14 protein-coding genes are annotated in these 16,983 nt (G+C 73.7%); 6 read left to right on the forward strand and 8 right to left on the reverse strand.

The window, feature by feature from the left end:
- Positions 1 to 232: 232 nt before the first annotated feature.
- The 3 genes from miaB to ACZ4M8_RS28810 all read right to left on the reverse strand — a co-directional run bounded on the left by miaB (position 233) and on the right by ACZ4M8_RS28810 (position 4,441).
- Positions 233 to 1,720, reverse strand: coding sequence for a tRNA (N6-isopentenyl adenosine(37)-C2)-methylthiotransferase MiaB (gene miaB / locus ACZ4M8_RS28800; RefSeq protein WP_467612698.1), 1,488 nt, complete (start codon positions 1,718 to 1,720; stop codon positions 233 to 235).
- Between the two features lie 109 nt (positions 1,721 to 1,829).
- On the reverse strand, positions 1,830 to 3,008 hold the full coding sequence (locus ACZ4M8_RS28805) for an FUSC family protein (protein ID WP_467612584.1): 1,179 nt from the start codon (positions 3,006 to 3,008) through the stop codon (positions 1,830 to 1,832).
- Positions 3,005 to 4,441: a sugar porter family MFS transporter gene (locus tag ACZ4M8_RS28810; protein WP_467612701.1), complete on the reverse strand. Its 1,437-nt coding sequence runs from the start codon at positions 4,439 to 4,441 to the stop codon at positions 3,005 to 3,007. The genes ACZ4M8_RS28805 and ACZ4M8_RS28810 overlap by 4 nt, the downstream gene beginning before the upstream one ends.
- Positions 4,442 to 4,654: 213 nt before the next feature.
- On the opposite strand from ACZ4M8_RS28810, the gene ACZ4M8_RS28815 reads away from it, so the two are divergent.
- The gene (locus ACZ4M8_RS28815) at positions 4,655 to 5,704 is read left to right on the forward strand and encodes a glucose 1-dehydrogenase (protein ID WP_467612587.1); all 1,050 of its coding nucleotides are present in this window, start codon (positions 4,655 to 4,657) and stop codon (positions 5,702 to 5,704) included.
- A gap of 207 nt (positions 5,705 to 5,911) precedes the next feature.
- Here ACZ4M8_RS28815 and ACZ4M8_RS28820 read toward each other — a convergent pair whose 3' ends face one another.
- On the reverse strand, positions 5,912 to 7,351 hold the full coding sequence (locus ACZ4M8_RS28820; RefSeq protein WP_467612590.1) for an FG-GAP-like repeat-containing protein: 1,440 nt from the start codon (positions 7,349 to 7,351) through the stop codon (positions 5,912 to 5,914).
- Positions 7,352 to 7,692: 341 nt separating this feature from the next.
- Here ACZ4M8_RS28820 and ACZ4M8_RS28825 point away from each other — a divergent pair, with 341 nt between their 5' ends.
- Complete coding sequence (locus ACZ4M8_RS28825) at positions 7,693 to 8,718, forward strand: TAXI family TRAP transporter solute-binding subunit (protein WP_467612593.1); 1,026 nt, start codon at positions 7,693 to 7,695, stop codon at positions 8,716 to 8,718.
- Positions 8,719 to 8,825: 107 nt separating this feature from the next.
- Here ACZ4M8_RS28825 and ACZ4M8_RS28830 read toward each other — a convergent pair whose 3' ends face one another.
- The 4 genes from ACZ4M8_RS28830 to ACZ4M8_RS28845 all read right to left on the reverse strand — a co-directional run bounded on the left by ACZ4M8_RS28830 (position 8,826) and on the right by ACZ4M8_RS28845 (position 13,061).
- Positions 8,826 to 10,238, reverse strand: a complete 1,413-nt coding sequence (locus ACZ4M8_RS28830) for a DEAD/DEAH box helicase (RefSeq protein ID WP_467612596.1) — start codon at positions 10,236 to 10,238, stop codon at positions 8,826 to 8,828.
- A 222-nt stretch (positions 10,239 to 10,460) separates the two neighbouring features.
- Positions 10,461 to 10,664 (reverse strand): cold-shock protein, encoded by a 204-nt coding sequence (locus ACZ4M8_RS28835; RefSeq protein ID WP_033267390.1) that lies wholly within the window; start codon positions 10,662 to 10,664, stop codon positions 10,461 to 10,463.
- Between the two features lie 226 nt (positions 10,665 to 10,890).
- Positions 10,891 to 12,312, reverse strand: coding sequence for a sensor histidine kinase (locus ACZ4M8_RS28840; protein WP_467612599.1), 1,422 nt, complete (start codon positions 12,310 to 12,312; stop codon positions 10,891 to 10,893).
- A 14-nt stretch (positions 12,313 to 12,326) separates the two neighbouring features.
- Entirely contained in the window at positions 12,327 to 13,061 is a 735-nt protein-coding gene (locus tag ACZ4M8_RS28845) for a response regulator transcription factor (protein ID WP_467612602.1), read from the reverse strand.
- A 331-nt stretch (positions 13,062 to 13,392) separates the two neighbouring features.
- On the opposite strand from ACZ4M8_RS28845, the gene ACZ4M8_RS28850 reads away from it, so the two are divergent.
- The 4 genes from ACZ4M8_RS28850 (at position 13,393) to ACZ4M8_RS28865 (ending at position 16,981) form a co-directional block, all read left to right on the forward strand.
- Entirely contained in the window at positions 13,393 to 14,178 is a 786-nt protein-coding gene (locus ACZ4M8_RS28850; protein ID WP_467612604.1) for an amino acid ABC transporter ATP-binding protein, read from the forward strand.
- 57 nt (positions 14,179 to 14,235) lie between these two features.
- Positions 14,236 to 15,153, forward strand: coding sequence for a glutamate ABC transporter substrate-binding protein (locus ACZ4M8_RS28855; RefSeq protein ID WP_467612606.1), 918 nt, complete (start codon positions 14,236 to 14,238; stop codon positions 15,151 to 15,153).
- A 192-nt stretch (positions 15,154 to 15,345) separates the two neighbouring features.
- Positions 15,346 to 15,993 (forward strand): amino acid ABC transporter permease, encoded by a 648-nt coding sequence (locus ACZ4M8_RS28860; RefSeq protein WP_467612609.1) that lies wholly within the window; start codon positions 15,346 to 15,348, stop codon positions 15,991 to 15,993.
- A 73-nt stretch (positions 15,994 to 16,066) separates the two neighbouring features.
- Entirely contained in the window at positions 16,067 to 16,981 is a 915-nt protein-coding gene (locus ACZ4M8_RS28865; RefSeq protein WP_467612612.1) for an amino acid ABC transporter permease, read from the forward strand.
- Positions 16,982 to 16,983 lie beyond the last annotated feature (2 nt).

Genomic DNA, 16,983 nt, shown 5'->3' on the forward strand with positions numbered 1-16,983 from the left:
GACCGGAGGCCGGGCGGGCATCCGGGCACGCCGTGAGCTTGCAGGGGAGCCGGTGGGGGACGCGTGTCCGGCCGGGGCGGGAGGCCCGCCGTCGCGGAGCGGGGGCCCGCCATGGGGGGCGTCCCGCGGCGGGGCGGGGCTCCTCAGGGGGCGCGACGGGCCGCCCCGCGAGGCCCGCCCCGGCACGCGGGGTCCGCCCGGCGCGGCGGTGCGGCCGCCCCGGGCGCATCCCTCAGTCGCAGCCGCAGCCGCCGGTCGGGGCGGGGGCGGCGGCCGGGGCGCCGATGGTGGGCAGGCCCAGCATGACGCCGGCGGGCTTGGCGGCGGGGGCGGCGTTGCGGCGCTCCCAGGCGTCGCCCGCGGCGGTGCGGCGGACCGCGGAGACGGGACCCTCGGCCAGCAGGTGGTGCGGGGCGGCGTAGGTGATGTCGACGGTCACCATGTCGCCGGGGCGGACCGGCTCCTCGGGGCGGGTGAAGTGGACGAGGCGGTTGTCGGGGGCGCGGCCGGAGAGGCGGCGGGTGGCGTCGTCCTTGCGGCCCTCGCCCTCGGCGACCATGACCTCCAGGGTGCGGCCGACCTGCTTCTTGTTCTCCTCCCAGGAGATCTCCTCCTGGAGGGCGACGAGGCGCTCGTACCGCGCCTGGACGACCTCCTTGGGGATCTGGTCGTCCATCTCGGCGGCGGGGGTACCGGGGCGCTTGGAGTACTGGAAGGTGAACGCCTGGGCGAAGCGGGACTCGCGGACCGTGTGGAGGGTCTGCTCGAAGTCCTCCTCGGTCTCGCCGGGGAAGCCGACGATGATGTCGGTGGAGAGCGCGGCGTCCGGCATGGCGGCGCGGACCTTCTCGATGATGCCGAGGAAGCGCTCCTGGCGGTACGAGCGGCGCATCGCCTTCAGGACGCGGTCGGAGCCGGACTGGAGCGGCATGTGCAGCTGCGGCATGACGTTCGGGGTCTCGGCCATGGCGGCGATGACGTCGTCGGTGAAGTCGCGCGGGTGCGGGGAGGTGAAGCGGACCCGCTCCAGGCCCTCGATCTTCCCGCAGGCGCGCAGCAGCTTGGAGAACGCCTCGCGGTCGCCGATGTCGGAGCCGTAGGCGTTGACGTTCTGGCCGAGGAGGGTGATCTCGGAGACGCCCTCGGAGACCAGCGCCTCGATCTCGGCGAGGATGTCGCCGGGCCGGCGGTCCTTCTCCTTGCCGCGCAGCGCCGGGACGATGCAGAAGGTGCAGGTGTTGTTGCAGCCGACGGAGATGGAGACCCACGCGGCGTACGCGCTCTCGCGGCGGGTGGGCAGCGTCGAGGGGAACGCCTCCAGGGACTCGGCGATCTCGACCTGCGCCTCCTCCTGGACGCGGGCGCGCTCCAGCAGGACGGGCAGCTTGCCGATGTTGTGCGTGCCGAAGACCACGTCGACCCAGGGGGCCTTCTTGACGATGGTGTCGCGGTCCTTCTGGGCGAGGCAGCCGCCGACGGCGATCTGCATGCCGGGGCGGGCGGCCTTCTTGGGGGCGAGCTGGCCGAGGTTGCCGTAGAGGCGGTTGTCGGCGTTCTCGCGGACCGCGCAGGTGTTGAAGACGACGATGTCGGCGCCGTCGGCGTCCTTGGGGGCGCGGACGTAGCCGGCGTCCTCCAGGAGGCCCGAGAGCCGTTCGGAGTCGTGGACGTTCATCTGGCACCCGTAGGTGCGGATCTCGTAGCTTCGCTCAACGCCCACGTCACAACTCCGGTCACTGCTGCTGGTCACCCCCCAAGGGTAAGGGGGTGCGGGGAGCGGGTGTCCCCGCACCGACGGGACGGGGCCCGCACGGGGCGGGCCGCGCCGGTCAGCGGCGGGCCCGGCGCGGCGGCAGCCCCGGCAGACCGCGCGGGGCGGGCGGCGGGGCGGGCAGGTCGAGCGGGGCGGCGCCGGGGGCGAAGGCGGCGTCCCGGAGCTGGTCGGGGGCGACGCCGGCGAAGCGCATCAGATCGGTGGCGGCGGCACGGGCGGCGGCGCCCGTCGCCAGCCGCTCGGGGTACGGGGCGCCGGCCTCGTCCCGGATGAGGTCGCGGACGGCGGTCCGCGCCTCCTCCGCCGCGCCCCTGCGGGTGGCGTGGTCGCCGGGGGCGGCGGCGAGGGTGGCCACCGCGTCGGCGAAGACGGCGACGGCGCGGACCACGGGCCCGCGGCGGGCGGCGGGGGTGTTTGCCGCCACCCGGATCAGCGCCAAGCAGCTGTGGGTGAGGGGCGCCAACTCCCCCGCGTACGCCACCTCGCGCGCGATGTCGTCCGTGCGCCCCCACCATCGGACCGTGCGCCGTGCGGCGTGGTGGCCCGCCTCGCGCATCCGGGCGACCTCGGCGAGCGGCTCGTGCGCGTCCGTCAGCAGGCGGGCCGCTTCCTGGGCGGGGCGGGTGTCGCCACGGGTGAGGGCGTCGGCGGTGCGGCGCAGCGCGTCCGCGAGGGTGCGCAGGACGGCCGTCTCGGCGCGGCGCAGCAGGGCGATCGGTTCGGCGGGGAAGAGGACCTGGCTGACCAGGAGGGCGACTCCGGCGCCGATGAGGGCGTCGGTGAGCCGGTCGATCCCCGAGCCGCGGACCCCGGTGGCCACCGTGAGGATGGCGCTCGCCGCGGCCTGGGCGAGCACGATCCGTTCGTCGCTGAGCGCCAGGGCGGCCACCAGCGCGGCACAGGTGGCGACGGTGAGCGCGGCGGCGCCGTGCCCGAGGAGGAACAGCGCCGCCTCACCGGCGAGGATGCCGACGACGACGCCGACGAGCAGCCGTACGGCGTTGGAGCCGCGCTCGCCGCGGGAGGCGTTCAGCGCCACGACGGTGGCGATGGGGGCGAAGAACGGCTGATGGTGCGAGACGAGGTGGGTGGCGACCACCCAGGAGGCGGTCACCGCGGCGGTCTGCTGGAGCAGCGGCCAGGCCGCCGCCCTGATCCGGTCGCGGGCGACGCCGGCGCGGCGGGCCCCCGGATGCGCCCCGGAGCGCGGGGGCGCGCCCCGCTCCCTGCTCACCGCGCGGGGGCCGGGGCGCGCCGGTGGAAGCGGGACCGGAGCGCGGCGTCGACCTCCTCGTAGGTGCGGCCCTTGGTCTCGGGGACGAAGCGGGCGACGAAGAGGAGCGCGCCGGCACAGACCGCGGCGAAGATCCAGAAGGCCGGGCCCTGGCCGATCGCCTGGACCACGGGCAGGAACGCCTGCCCGACGACGAAGTTGGACGCCCAGTTCGTGGTGGTCGAGACGCTGGAGCCGCGGGAGCGGACGGCGGGCGGGAACAGCTCGCCGACCAGCACCCAGAAGACCGGCCCGAGCCCGCCGCTGTACGCGATGATGTAGAGCAGCATGAAGATCAGCGGCATCCCCGAGCCCCAGCCGGCGACGAAGGACAGCCCGAGCAGGACGAGTGTGACGCACATGCCGGTCAGGGAGATCAGCATCAGGCGGCGGCGTCCCCAGCGGTCGATCAGGTGGATCGCGACGAGGGTCATGGCGAGGTTCACCACGCCGATGAAGACCGAGTAGAAGATCGAGTTGGAGGCGGTCAGACCGGTCTGCTCGATGATCGTCGGGGCGTAGTAGATGATCGTGTTGATCCCGCCGAACTGCTGCACGGCGGCGAGGGTGAGGCCGACGATCAGCGCGGGCCGCACCGCCGGGGCCAGCAGGGCCCGCCGTCCGGCGCCCTTGGTGGTGCCGGACTCCGCGGAGGCGTGGCGGGCGCGGCGCTGCCGGGCGCGTTCCAGCAGCCGGTCGGCGGTGGCGTCGTTGGTGACCGACGCGATGATCTTCCGGGCCCGGTCGGGCCGGTCGTGCAGGATCAGCCACTGCGGCGACTCCGGCAGCAGCAGCGCGGCGCCGGCCACCACCAGCACGGCGGGGACGGCGCCGACCGCGAACATCGCGCGCCAGTTCCCGCTGCCGGCGAAGACCAGGTTGATCAGGTAGGCGACGAGGATGCCCACGGTGATCATGAGCTGGTTGGCGCTGAGGACCCGGCCGCGGATGTCGGGCGGGGAGATCTCCGACAGGTAGACGGGGACGGTCGCGGAGGCGGCGCCGACCGCAAGTCCGAGCACCACCCGGGCAACGAGCAGCACGCCGAAGCCGGGGGCGAGGACGGCGAGGGCGGTGCCGATGAGGAAGACGGTGCCCTCCAGGGCGAGGGCCTTGCGGCGGCCGAGCCGTTCCGCGAGGCGTCCGGCGCCGAGCGCCCCGGCCATCGCGCCGATGAGCAGGACGCTGACCACGGCGCCCTGTTCGGCGGCGTCGAGCCCGAAGTCCTTCCTGATGAACAGCAGCGCGCCGGAGACGACTCCGGTGTCGAAGCCGAAGAGGAAGCCGCCGAGGGCGATCACCGACGCCCAGCGCCGGATCGTGCGCAGTCCGGCGGGCGGCACCTCGTCGAGCGGTCCTTCGGTGCCCGGTTCCCGGGAGAAGCCCTGTACCACGTCCTGCCTCCACGCCACGGTCGTCGCCCGCGCGCGGGGGCCGCGCGCTCAGCAGAGGTTCCTGATCCGTCCGGCGCCCAAACCTGTCCGTACGGCGCCGGGCGGCCGCGATTGCGGGGCGGTGCGGGCCACGGCACGCTGTTACGGACCGGCTGGTTCCGGATCGACGCGTGGGGCGGCGGCTGAGCAGCCGCGCCACGGGAAGGCGGCAGCATGCGGGCCATCACGGTGGTGCCCGGCTCTCCCGCGCAGGTGCGGGTGGCCGAGGCACCGGACCCCGACCCCGCCCCGGACGCCCTCCTGGTCCGCGGGGACCTGCTGGGCATCTGCGGGACGGACGCCGACATCGTCGAGCAGGGGTACGGGGCGCCGCCACCGGGGCAGGACCGGCTGGTCGTGGGGCACGAGTCGCTGGGCACGGTCCTGACGGCGCCCGAGGGCTCGGGGTTCGCCCCGGGGGACCGCGTCGCGGGCATCGTGCGGCGGCCCGACCCGGAGCCGTGCGCCGCGTGCGCCGACGGCCAGTGGGACTTCTGCCGCAACGGCCGCTACACCGAGCGCGGCATCAAGGAGCTGCACGGCTACGGTGCGGAACTCTGGAGCCTGCCACCGGAGTTCGCGGTCCGTCTCGATCCGGCCCTGGCGGACTGCGGAGTGCTGCTGGAGCCGGTGTCGGTGCTGGCCAAGGCGTGGGAGCAGACCGAACGCATGCTCACCCGGACGGCGGGCCGCCCGAAGGTGGCGCTCGTGACCGGCGCGGGTCCTGTCGGGCTGTTCGCGGCGCTGCTGGGGGTGCAGCGGGGCCTGGAGGTCCATGTGCTGGACCTCAACGACAGCGGACCGAAGCCGGGGCTGGTGGCGGATCTGGGGGCGACGTTCCACACCGGTACGCCCGACACGCTCGGCGTGCGCCCCGACGTCGTCATCGAGTGCACCGGCCACGGCCCGCTGATCGGCCCGCTGACCCGGATCGTCACCCCGGGCGCCGTCATCTGTCTGACCGGGCTCTCCTCGGCGACGGCGACGGTGCCCGTCGGCGCGGATCTGCTGAACAAGGAGATCGTGCTGAAGAACGCGGTGCTCTTCGGCTCCGTCAACGCCGCGCGCCGCAACTACGAGCAGGCGGCCGACGCGCTGGCGCGGGCCGACCGTGCCTGGCTGGAGCGGCTGCTGACCCGCCGCGTCCCGATGAGCGGCTTCGCCGACGCGCTCCGCAAGGGCCCGGAGGACGTGAAGGTCGTCGTGGACCTGCGGGCGGACTGACGGCGCGGGCCCGCACGGGGCGGCCGGACGGCGGACGGCACCGCTGCGCACGGGTGCCCGGAGACCTGGGCCGCGCGCCCCGCGCCGTACACCCGCCCCGTACGCCCCATGCCCTTCTGGGACACCGTACGGGCCGCCGCACCGCACCCCCGGACACGCCACCGGCCCCCGCCGGCGTACGGACGGGGGCCGGTGGGCGCGGGGGTGTCAGCTCGCGTCGAGGCCCCAGTAGGGGGACGGGGTGGAGCCGTTGAAGGTGTCGCCGAAGAGGGCGGGGCGCTGCGGGGCGCCGACGTCGGCGGGGGCGAAGGACCTCACACCGCCGCGGCCCGGATCGCCGGACGGTACGGACCAGACGGCGCCGTGGCCGGCGTTCTCACCGGAGGCGGAGACCGTCAGATCGGCGTGGCCGTCACCGTCGGTGTCCAGCAGCCGCACGGCGGCGCCGAACAGGTCGCCCGCCTCGGCGACGCCGGGCACACCGGGGGTGTCCTGGCTGAAGGCGAGCGAACCGGTGCCGGTCAGCCCCTCGGCCGAGCCCTTCAGCAGCACCACCGAACCGGCCTTGGCCTTGGTGCCGATGGCCTCGCCGGGGGCGCCGACGGCCAGTTCGTCGTAGCCGTCGCCGTCGGTGTCACCGGCGGAGAGCGACGCGCCGAACACGTCGCCCTCCTCGTTCGCCCCGGGCACGCCGGGCGTGGCCTGGGTGAACGTGTCGGTGCGGCTGCCGAGACCGGAGGCGGCGCCGTAGCGGACCTTGACGGTGCCGGAGTCGGTCCAGGGGCCCTCGACGATGCCGCCGGGCGCCTCACGCCAGGCGAGGTCCGCGCGGCCGTCGCCGTTGAAGTCGCCCACGGTGGCGGGGAGCGCCTGCGGGCCCTTGTCGGTCTGCTTGGTCAGCCCCTTCGGACCGCCGAGGAGGAGGGCGCCGGGCCGGGCCGACTCCTCCATGGCGCGGGCCACGTACACGTCGTCGGCGCCGTCGCCGTTGAAGTCGCCGGCGGCCAGGGACAGCGTCTCGGAGTCGCCGTCGGCCACCGACACGGTCTGCTTCCGCGCGGGCTCACCGGCCCGGGTGAACGGCCCCTGGAGCAGCTCGGCGCGCTGCTCCTGCCCGTACGCGGTGGTGAAGAGGTCCTGGTGGCCGTCGCCGTCGAAGTCGCCGCCCACGGCCTTGTCCGCGTGGCTGAGCACGGCGGCGCCCGCACCGCTGATCCCCTTGCCCTTGGTGCCCCACAGGGCGAGCAGGGTGTCCTCCTGCCCCGCCACGAGGACGGCGAGGTCGGTGACGCCGTCACCGTCGAGGTCACGGGCGACCAGCGTGTCCGCGAAGCGGCCCTCGACGGAGGGGATGCCGGGCGTCTGCGCGTCGATGACGGTGCGGGTCCTCGGGTCCGGTCCGTGCGCGGAGCCGTAGACGACGGTGAGGTACCCGGCGTTGCCCGACGTCCCGGGGGCGCCGACGGCCAGGTCGTCGTAGCCGTCGCCGTTGAAGTCCTCCTTCAGCACGGTCTTCCCGGCGGCTGCCCGGGGGGTGCTGCCGGGGTCGGTACCACCGGACGTGACGGCGCCCGCGGTGACGGCGAGCGCCCCCACGACGACGGCTCCCACGCCCGTGGCTATCGCTCCCCTGGTGCGCTTACGCACTCGGCCTCCTGGAGATCGGTATCGGTCTGTCGTTGCGTGCGTACGGCGCCCGGCCCACCGGGCACCGCCCCCGTCCCCCGCCGCGGGGGTGCGATCCGGCGCTCCACGGGCCGCGTCGCACCCCGGAGAGCGGAAGATCACCCAAGGGGACACCCGGAAGCCGCCTTCCGGTTGCATCCCCGTTGCCTCGTGATGGCTCCGTGATCGCCCTGTGACGGCCTTGGCCCGCACCGGCGTTGGGGGCGGGGCGCCCGCACCGCCCGGTGGACGGGGCACGCGCCCCGCGACCGTCCGGCCCGCACCCCTCCCCCTTCCGGACACGCCCTGGCAGGATTCCGGTCATGTTTCCGGCGTTCTCGTCGCTCTCCGCACTCCCCCGGCGCCTCGCCGGGGCCCTGCGCCGCCCCCTGCCCGCCGTGGCCTGCGCCGCGGTGGCGCTCGCGCTGCTCGCGTGGTGGCTGCTGCCTCTGGGCGGCGCCCCGTCCCCCCGGGGCACCGTGACCCTGGCGACGGGCGTCCCCACCGGGGTGTACGCGCGCTACGGCGAACTGCTGCGGCAGGACCTCGCCCGGGACATGCCGCAGCTGGACGTCCGGCTGGCCCGCAGCGAGGGCTCCATCGACAACCTGCGCCAACTGACCTCCGGGCGCGCGGGGTTCACCATCGCGACGGCCGACGCGGTCGCCGCGTACCGGGAGCGCGGCGAGCCGGGCGCCCGCTCGCTGCGCGCCTGCGCCCGGCTCTACGACGACTACATGCAGCTGGTGGTGGCGGAGGGGTCGCGGGTGCGGTCCGCGAAGGATCTGCGCGGACTGCGGGTGGGGGTGGGCTCCGACGGTTCGGGCGTCCAGCTGATCACCCGGCGGCTGATGGCGGCGGCGGGCCTCGACTTCGACCGCGACATCCGCCCGGTGCGTGCCGGTATCGACACCATGCCCGCGCTGCTGCGGCACGGGAAGCTCGACGCGTTCTTCTGGTCCGGCGGGCTGCCGACCACCGCGGTGCAGCACCTGGAGGCCCGCTTCCCCGTCCGGCTGGTGCAACTGGGCGACCTGGCCGCCGCGTTGCACCGTCAGGGCGGGCAGTCGCGCTACTACCGGGAGGCCGTGATGCCGGCCGACGCCTACCCCCGGGCCCAGCACGGCCAGGGCGTCAAGACGATCGCGGTGGCCAATCTGCTGGTCACCACCGACCGCCAGGACGCGGCGCTGACCGAGGCGATGACCCGGACGGTGATACGGAGCCGGGACGCGATCGGCGAGGAGGTGCACGCCGCCCAGAAGGTCGACCTGCGGACGGCCGTCTTCACCGACCCGCTGGCGCTGCACCGGGGCGCGCGGCGGTACTACGTGTCCGAGAAGCCCTGAAAGCGGCGCGGCCCGGTCCCGGCTGTGTGACAACCGGGGCCGGGCCGGGCCGTCCGGGGCGCGCGGGCCGTATCCCTCACGGGCCGCGCCGCCCCGGGGCGTCCGGATCAGGCGGCGGGCGCTCCGCCGGGGCGGCGGCCCGAGCGGCTGCGGCGCGGCCGGCGGCGGCCGGCTGCCGCGCCACCGCCCGCTCCGCCGCCACCGGCGGGGCTGCGCCGTCCGCCGCCCGCGGGGCGCCGACGGGCGGGCTGCTGCGGGGCGGGCGCGGCGAGCTGGACCGGCTCGCCCGAGGGCGTCCGGGCCCCGGTGATCCGTATCAGCTCGGTGTCGCCGGGGCGGACCGTGGCGGTGTCCGGGGTGATCTTCGCCTGGCGCATCAGCCGGGTCATGTCGCGGCGCTGTCCGGGGGTGACGAGCGTGACGACGGTGCCGGACTCCCCGGCCCGCGCGGTGCGGCCGCCGCGGTGCAGGTAGTCCTTGGCCTCGGTGGGCGGATCGACGTTGACGACGAGGTCGAGGCCGTCGATGTGGATACCGCGGGCGGCGACGTTGGTGGCGATCAGCGCCGAGGCGTGGCCGGTGCGGAACTGCTCCAGGGTGCGGTTGCGCTGCGGCTGCGACTTGCCGCCGTGCAGCGCGGCGGCGCGCACGCCCTGGGCGAGCAGGTGCTTGGTGAGCCGGTCGGCGCCGCGCTTGGTGTCCACGAACATGATCACGCGGCCCTCGCGGGCGGCGATCTCGGTGGCGGTGGCGCGCTTGTCGGTGTCGTCGACGTAGAGGACGTGGTGGTCCATGGTCGTGACGGTGGCGGCCGACGGGTCCACGGAGTGGGTGACCGGGTCGCTGAGGAAGCGGCGGACCAACTTGTCGACATTGCGGTCGAGCGTGGCGGAGAACAGCATCCGCTGACCGTTCGGGTCGACCTTCTCCATCAGCCGGGTGACCTGCGGAAGGAAGCCCATGTCGGTCATCTGGTCGGCCTCGTCGAGGACGGTGACGGTGACCTGGTCGAGGGCGCAGGCGCCCCGGTCGAGGAGGTCGGCGAGCCGTCCGGGCGTCGCGACCAGCACCTCCGCGCCGCGGCGCAGCGCGTCGGTCTGCCGGTTGATCGACGTCCCTCCGACGACGGTGGTGGTCCGCAGCCCGACCGCCTTGGCGTACGGGGCGAGCGCGTCGGCGACCTGCCCGGCGAGTTCGCGGGTGGGAACGAGCACCAGCGCCAGCGGCCGCTTGCTGTCGGCGCGGCGGCCCGCGGTGCGGCTGAGCAGCGCGAGGCCGAAGGCGAGGGTCTTGCCCGAGCCGGTGCGGCCCCGGCCGAGGACGTCACGCCCGGCGAGCGTCGCGGGAAGGGTCGCCGCCTGGATGGGGAACGGCTCGGTGACGCCCTGCGCGCCGAGCGCGGTCAGCAGCTCCGGGGCCAGCGGCAGCTCCGCGAAGGAGGCCACGGGGGCGGGGGCGGGCGTCCTGGGGGACGGCGTACGGGGTGCGGCGCTGCGTCGCGGAGCGGTCGCTCGTGTCACTGAAGACCCTTCGGGTGAGGTGAGGCGTGGTCGTGTCGACCGCGCACTCCCCCGTGGGACGGCACTCGGGACACGAGGCGTACGGGTGCGCGGTGGGGCGGGGCCGGACGGTCACGGCATGCGGACCGTCCGCCGGCGGGCGGCGGTGCGCTCGGCGCCCCGCGGGGACGGGACGGGGCCCGCACCGGCCGGTGCGGGCCCCGTCCGCGAGACGCGTGGGCGTCAGGCGGGGATGATGTTCTCCGCCTGCGGGCCCTTCGGGCCCTGGGTCACGTCGAAGGTGACCTTCTGGCCCTCGAGGAGCTCACGGAAGCCCTGGGCCTGGATGTTCGAGTAGTGGGCGAAGACGTCGGGGCCGCCGCCGTCCTGCTCGATGAAGCCGAAGCCCTTTTCCGAGTTGAACCACTTCACGGTGCCGGAAGCCATAATTTTCTCCTTCATGGGGCACGGAGCCCGCACTGCGCGGACTCCCTGTCGCCGAGATGAGTGCCCGACACCGGAGGATTCCGGTAAAAACACGGAACGCCCGGGGCTACCAGCCTCCGGGCGCACACGACGTTCATGGGTACCACAACTGCAACACCATTCACAGTAGCACAGCCCCCGCGCGCCGGAACGGGCCCGCCCCGTGGCGCCGCCCCGTGGCCCCGTCTCACCCGCCGTCCGGGGCGTCCCGCGGCACCGTCACCCGCACCTGGAGACCGTGCGGGACGTGCGGGGCGAAGCGGAGCGTGGCGCCGCCCGCGGCGAGCAGCGCACGGCTGATGGACAGGCCCAGCCCCGAGCCGGAGACGTTCTGATGACGGCCGCTGCGCCAGAACCGGTCGCCGATCCGGGCGAGTTCGTCGTCGGTGAGGCCGGGTCCGCCGTCGGCGACGGTGATCCGTACGCCGTCGCCGCGCGGGGCGACAGTGACGGTGACCGGGCCGCCGGGCGGGGTGAACTTCAGGGCGTTGTCGACGATCGCGTCCAGGGCACTGGAGAGGGCGACAGGGTCGGCCCAGCCGGTGACCGCCGCGTGCCCCCCGTACGTCAGGCGCACCCCCTTCTCGTCGGCGAGCGGGCGCCAGGAGCCGACCCGCTCGGCGGCGAGGGCGGCGACGTCGGTGAGCTGGAGGTCGGCCGCGGCGTGCTCGGCGAGCGCGAGGTCGAGGAGGTCGTCGAGGACGCGGGCGAGCCGCTTGCCCTCGGTGCGCACGGAGGCGATCTCGGCGTTGCCCTCGGGGAGTTCCAGGGCGAGCAGCTCGATGCGGAGCAGCAGCGCGGAGAGCGGGTTGCGCAGCTGGTGGGAGGCGTCCGCGACGAAGGCGCGCTGCTGCTCCAGGACGTCCTCGACGTGGTCGGCCATCTCGTTGAACGAACGCGCCAGACGCCGCAGTTCGGGCGGTCCCGCGGTGGGGGCGACCCGGGACTTCATCCGGCCGGTGGCGATGTCGTGGCTGGCCGCGTCGAGGACCCGCACCGGCCGCAGCACCCAGCCGGTGAGGCGGAACGCGGCGGCGACGGCGGCGAGCATCGCCGCGCACTCCCCGGCGGCGATCAGCAGCCAGCCGCGCAGGATGCGGTGGCGCAGCTGACCGGTGGGCGAGTCGGTGACGACGACCGCGACGACGTCACCGTCGCGGATGACGGGCGAGGCGACCGGGATGCGGCCGGCGTCGTCCCAGGGCCAGATCTGGTCGGGGTCGTGGCTGCGGTGCCCGGCCAGCGCCTCCTTGAACGCCTGCGCGCCCATACCGTCGCGCGCCACGTGCCAGCCGCGCGGGGCGGCGGCCATCGGGGTGCGGTCGCGGTGGAAGACCCCGGCCCGGATGCCGTAGAGGTCGTGGTAGCGGTCGAGTTCCGCGGCGAGGGTGGCGCGGCGTTCGCCCTCGTCGCCCGAGGTCTCGGCGGCGGCGCCGGAGCGCTCGGTGACGAACTGCGCGAGGGAGGCGAACCGCGCCGCGTCATCGATCCGGTCGATGACCACCTTCTGCTGCGCGGCCCCCGCGGTGATCACCGCGAGCGGGACGCCGAGGGCGAGCAGCACCCCGGCGAGCAGGACGATGAGGAGCGGGAGGAGTCGGGTACGCACGGACCTGCCGGGCCTCAGCCGGCCGGGGCGGCGGGCGGCCGCACCGGCGTGGCGGGGGCGACGAGGCGGTAGCCGACGCCGCGGACCGTCTCGATGAGCGCGGGCATCCGCAGCTTGGCGCGGAGCGAGGCGATGTGCACCTCCAGGGTCCGGCCGGTCCCCTCCCAGCTGGTACGCCACACCTCGCTGATGATCTGCTCCCGCCGGAAGACCACCCCGGGCCGCTGGGCGAGGAGCGCGAGGAGGTCGAACTCCTTACGGGTCAGCGGGACGGCGGTGCCGTCCACCGAGACCTGGCGGGTGGGCAGTTCGACGGTGACGGCGCCCAGCCGCAGCGCGTCGTCCGGACCGCTCTCCTCGGCGCGCGGCTCGGCGGGCCCGGACACCCCGCGGCGGCTGACGGCGTGGATACGGGCGAGGAGTTCACCGGTGTCGTACGGCTTGACCACGTAGTCGTCGGCGCCGAGGTTCAGCCCGTGGATGCGGGAGCGGACGTCGGCGCGTGCGGTGACCATGATGACGGGCACCGCGCGGATCCGCCGGATCCGGCCGCAGACCTCGAATCCGTCCTGGTCGGGCAGGCCGAGGTCGAGCAGGACCACCGCGAACGGTTCGTCGTGGTCGGGCAGGAGCGCCTGGAGCGCCTCCTCGCCGCTGCGGGCGTGCACGACGGTGAACCCGTGCCGCGCGAGCACCGCGGACAGGGCCGCGGCGACATGGTCGTCGTCCTCGACGAGCAGCAGTCTCATCGGCCCGGCCTCCTCCTCGGTGACGGTCTGCGGGTGACGTGTGCGGGAACCACAGGGCATCTACGGCGATGAACGGCGTGCCCGTCAAGGGGCGGCCGCGCCCCGGGCGCCATCCGTTACGCAGCCGGTACGCCCGGCGGCGCCGGAGTGCGGAAGGGGCGCACCGGCGCACCGTGCGGGCCCGGTGGCGTGAAGACGTCCTCCGTACCGGGGCGGTGACTTCCGGCCGTCGCGGCCGGATCGTGATGCTCAAGTTCCCCTCAGATGTAATGACGCAGGTCGCGGGCCGTCCTAATGTCTCGGCAACCGAGGAGGACGGAGCTACACGCCGATGAGCGAAGTATCGGGGACCGGGAGCACCGAGGCCCCCGCACCGGCCGGGGACCAGTTGGTCGTGCTGGACAACGTCAACAAGCACTTCGGCGCGTTGCACGTGCTCCAGGACATCGATCTGACGATCCACCGCGGTGAGGTCGTCGTGGTGATCGGACCGTCCGGGTCCGGCAAATCGACACTGTGCCGCACCATCAACCGTCTGGAGACGATCGACAGCGGGGCCATCAGCATCGACGGCAAACCGCTGCCGCAGGAGGGCCGGGAACTGGCCAGGCTCCGTGCCGATGTCGGCATGGTCTTCCAGTCCTTCAACCTCTTCGCGCACAAGACGGTGCTGGAGAACGTGGTCCTGGGCCAGACCAAGGTCCGCCGCACGGACAAGGCGGCCGCCGAGAAGAAGGCGCGCGGCCTGCTCGACCGGGTCGGCGTCGGCACGCAGGCGGACAAGTACCCCGCGCAGTTGTCGGGCGGTCAGCAGCAGCGTGTGGCCATCGCCCGCGCCCTGGCCATGGACCCCAAGGTGATGCTGTTCGACGAGCCGACGTCGGCGCTGGACCCGGAGATGATCAACGAGGTCCTTGAGGTCATGCAGCAGCTCGCCCGGGACGGTATGACGATGGTCGTGGTCACCCACGAGATGGGCTTCGCCCGCTCCGCCGCCAACCGCGTGGTCTTCATGGCGGACGGCCGCATCGTCGAGGAGGCGGAGCCGAACCAGTTCTTCAACAACCCGCGCAGCGACCGCGCCAAGGACTTCCTCTCGAAGATCCTGCACCACTGAGCCCGCGGCCGGGCCACGATGACCGTCCACACCCGTTGCAGACAAAGGACTTTCACCATGAGGATGCGTAAGACGGCCACCGCGTGCGCCGCGGTGCTCGCGCTGGCGGCGACGGCGACCGCGTGCGGCGGCGAGTCGGGCCCGGCGGGCGACAAGCCGGCCGGCGGCGATGTCTACAGCGGCACCTACAAGCCGGCGTCCGGCGTCAAGGTCGACTCCGCGGTGCTGCAGAAGGCCCAGAAGGCGCACCGGATCACCATCGGTGTCAAGGCCGACCAGCCCTTCCTCGGCTTCAAGGACACCTCCGGCACGTACTCCGGCTTCGACATCGAGATCGCCAAGATGGTCGCCGCCGACCTCGGGTTCTCCGACAAGGAGATCACCTTCAAGACGATCGACTCCAACGTCCGTGAGACCACCATCTCCAAGGGACAGGTCGACTTCTACGTCGGTACGTACACCATCAACGAGGAGCGCAAGAAGCAGGTCGACTTCGCGGGGCCGTACTACACCGCGGGCGCCGACCTGCTGGTGGCCCGGGACGACAAGTCGATCACCGGCCCGACGTCGCTGCGCGGCAAGAAGGTCTGCTCCATCGTCGGCTCCACGCCGCTGGAGGAGATCAAGAAGCCGAAGTACGGCGCCGAGACCATCGAGCTGTCGAAGTACTCGGACTGCGTGAAGTCGCTGCTCGACGGCCAGGTCGCCGCCGTCACCACCGACGACGCGATCCTCAAGGGCTACGCCGCGCAGCGCAAGGACAAGCTGCGGGTCGTCGAGAAGCCCTTCACCAAGGAGCCCTACGGCGTCGGCCTGAAGAAGGGCGACAAGGCGCTGCGCGACGCGATCACCGACGCGCTGGAGAAGCACATCAAGAACGGCGACTACAAGAAGGCGTACGAGGGCACGCTGGGCAAGTCCGGTTCGGCGTTCACCGGCGACACCGCCCCTGAGCTGCCGCTTCCGCGAGGCTGACGCCCTCGCGCCCCGCTTTCGGCGGCGGCCGCGTCCGTGCCCCTTCCGAGGGCGGACGGACGCGCCCGCCCCCGCATTCCCAGGGCTGCGCCCCGTACGCCCGCCGCGCCGGGTGTGCGGGGCGCGCTGCCGTCCGCCGCGCGGGCCCCGCCCCTTTTCCGCCGCCGACCCGACCGCAACCGCGGAGACCCCATGAACGTACTCCTCGATCATCTTCCCGAGTTCCGTGACGGCTTCCTCGGGACCCTGGCGATCACCGCGGCCAGCGCGCTGCTGGCACTGGTGCTCGGCCTCCTCATAGCCGGCTTCCGGGTCTCCCCGATCCCGCCGCTGCGCGCGTTCGGAACGGCCTGGGTCACGGTGTTGCGGAACACCCCGCTCACCCTGCTCTTCCTCGTCGCCTTCTTCGTCGTGCCGCAGATCCTCTTCCCCGGCACCAGCCCGTTCCTGCTGGCCACGCTGGCACTGGGCTTCTACACCTCGTCGTTCGTGTGCGAGGCGGTGCGCTCGGGCATCTCGACGGTGCCGATCGGGCAGGCGGAGGCGGCCCGTTCGCTGGGCATGACGTTCTCCCAGACGCTGCGGATGATCGTGCTGCCGCAGGCCACCCGGACGGTGCTGCCGCCGCTCAGCTCCATCTTCATCGCGCTGACGAAGAACTCCGCCATCGCGGGCGCCTTCAGCGTCACCGAACTCTTCAACGTCTCGAAGCTGCTGAGCGACCGGGGCTTCGCCATCGGCTGGATCTTCCTGTGGATCGCCCTGGCCTACCTCGTCCTCACCTTCTCGATCAGCGGCCTCTTCCGGCTGCTGGAGCGGCGGATGGGGGTGGCCCGGTGAGCGGGGCCGGACGGCGGATCAGTACGACGTGGGTGCCGCGCGCAGGCGGGGCGGATCGAAGCGAGGTATCGGCATGAGCGGCGCCAGCGTTCTCTACGACGCACCGGGCCCGAGGACGAAGGCGCGCAACCGCCTGTACAGCATCGTCGGTTCGGTGGCGGTGGTGGCCCTGATCGGCTTCGTCATCGCACGGCTGGCCGCCAAGGGCCAGTTCAAGCCCGAGATGTGGAACATCTTCAACTACGCCGACGTGCGGACCAGTCTGCGTGACGGTGTGCTGACCACCCTGGGCGTCTTCGCCGTCGCCGCGGTCCTCTCGCTGGCGCTGGGCGTGCTGCTGGCGGTGGCGCGGCTCTCCGACCACAAGCCGGTGCGGTGGCTGGCGACCGGTTTCGTCGAACTGTTCCGCGCGATCCCGCTGCTGATCACCATCTACGTGCTGTGGGTGATCCTCCTCGCCAACCGCGACGCGCTCGGCCTGTCCGGCAACGGACCGCAGTTCTGGGCGCTGGTGGTGGGGCTGACCGCGTACAACGGCTCGGTCCAGGCCGAGGTGCTGCGCGCCGGCATCGTGGCGGTACCGCGCGGCCAGAGCGAGGCGGCGTACGCGCTGGGCATGCGCAAGACGCAGGTCATGACGACGGTGCTGATCCCGCAGGCGGTGCGGGCCATGCTGCCGACGATCATCAGCCAGCTGGTGGTGACGCTGAAGGACACCTCCCTCGGCTACATCATCACGTTCGAGGAACTCCTCTACACCGCCCGCCAGATGAGCACCAACATCATCGTGGGCGGCTCGGACACCTATGTCCCGGTCATCATCGTCACCGGCGTCATCTACGTCGCGATGTGCCTGGCGCTGTCCGGTCTGGCCACCTGGATCGAGCGGCGTGGCCGCCGGACGAAGCGGGGCGGCGCACCGGCCACCGCGGCGCCCGCGGGCGACCCGGCCGACGCCGCCGGGAAGGACACCGCCGCGACACCGTGACC

Source organism: Streptomyces sp. NPDC027185 (assembly GCF_055567035.1).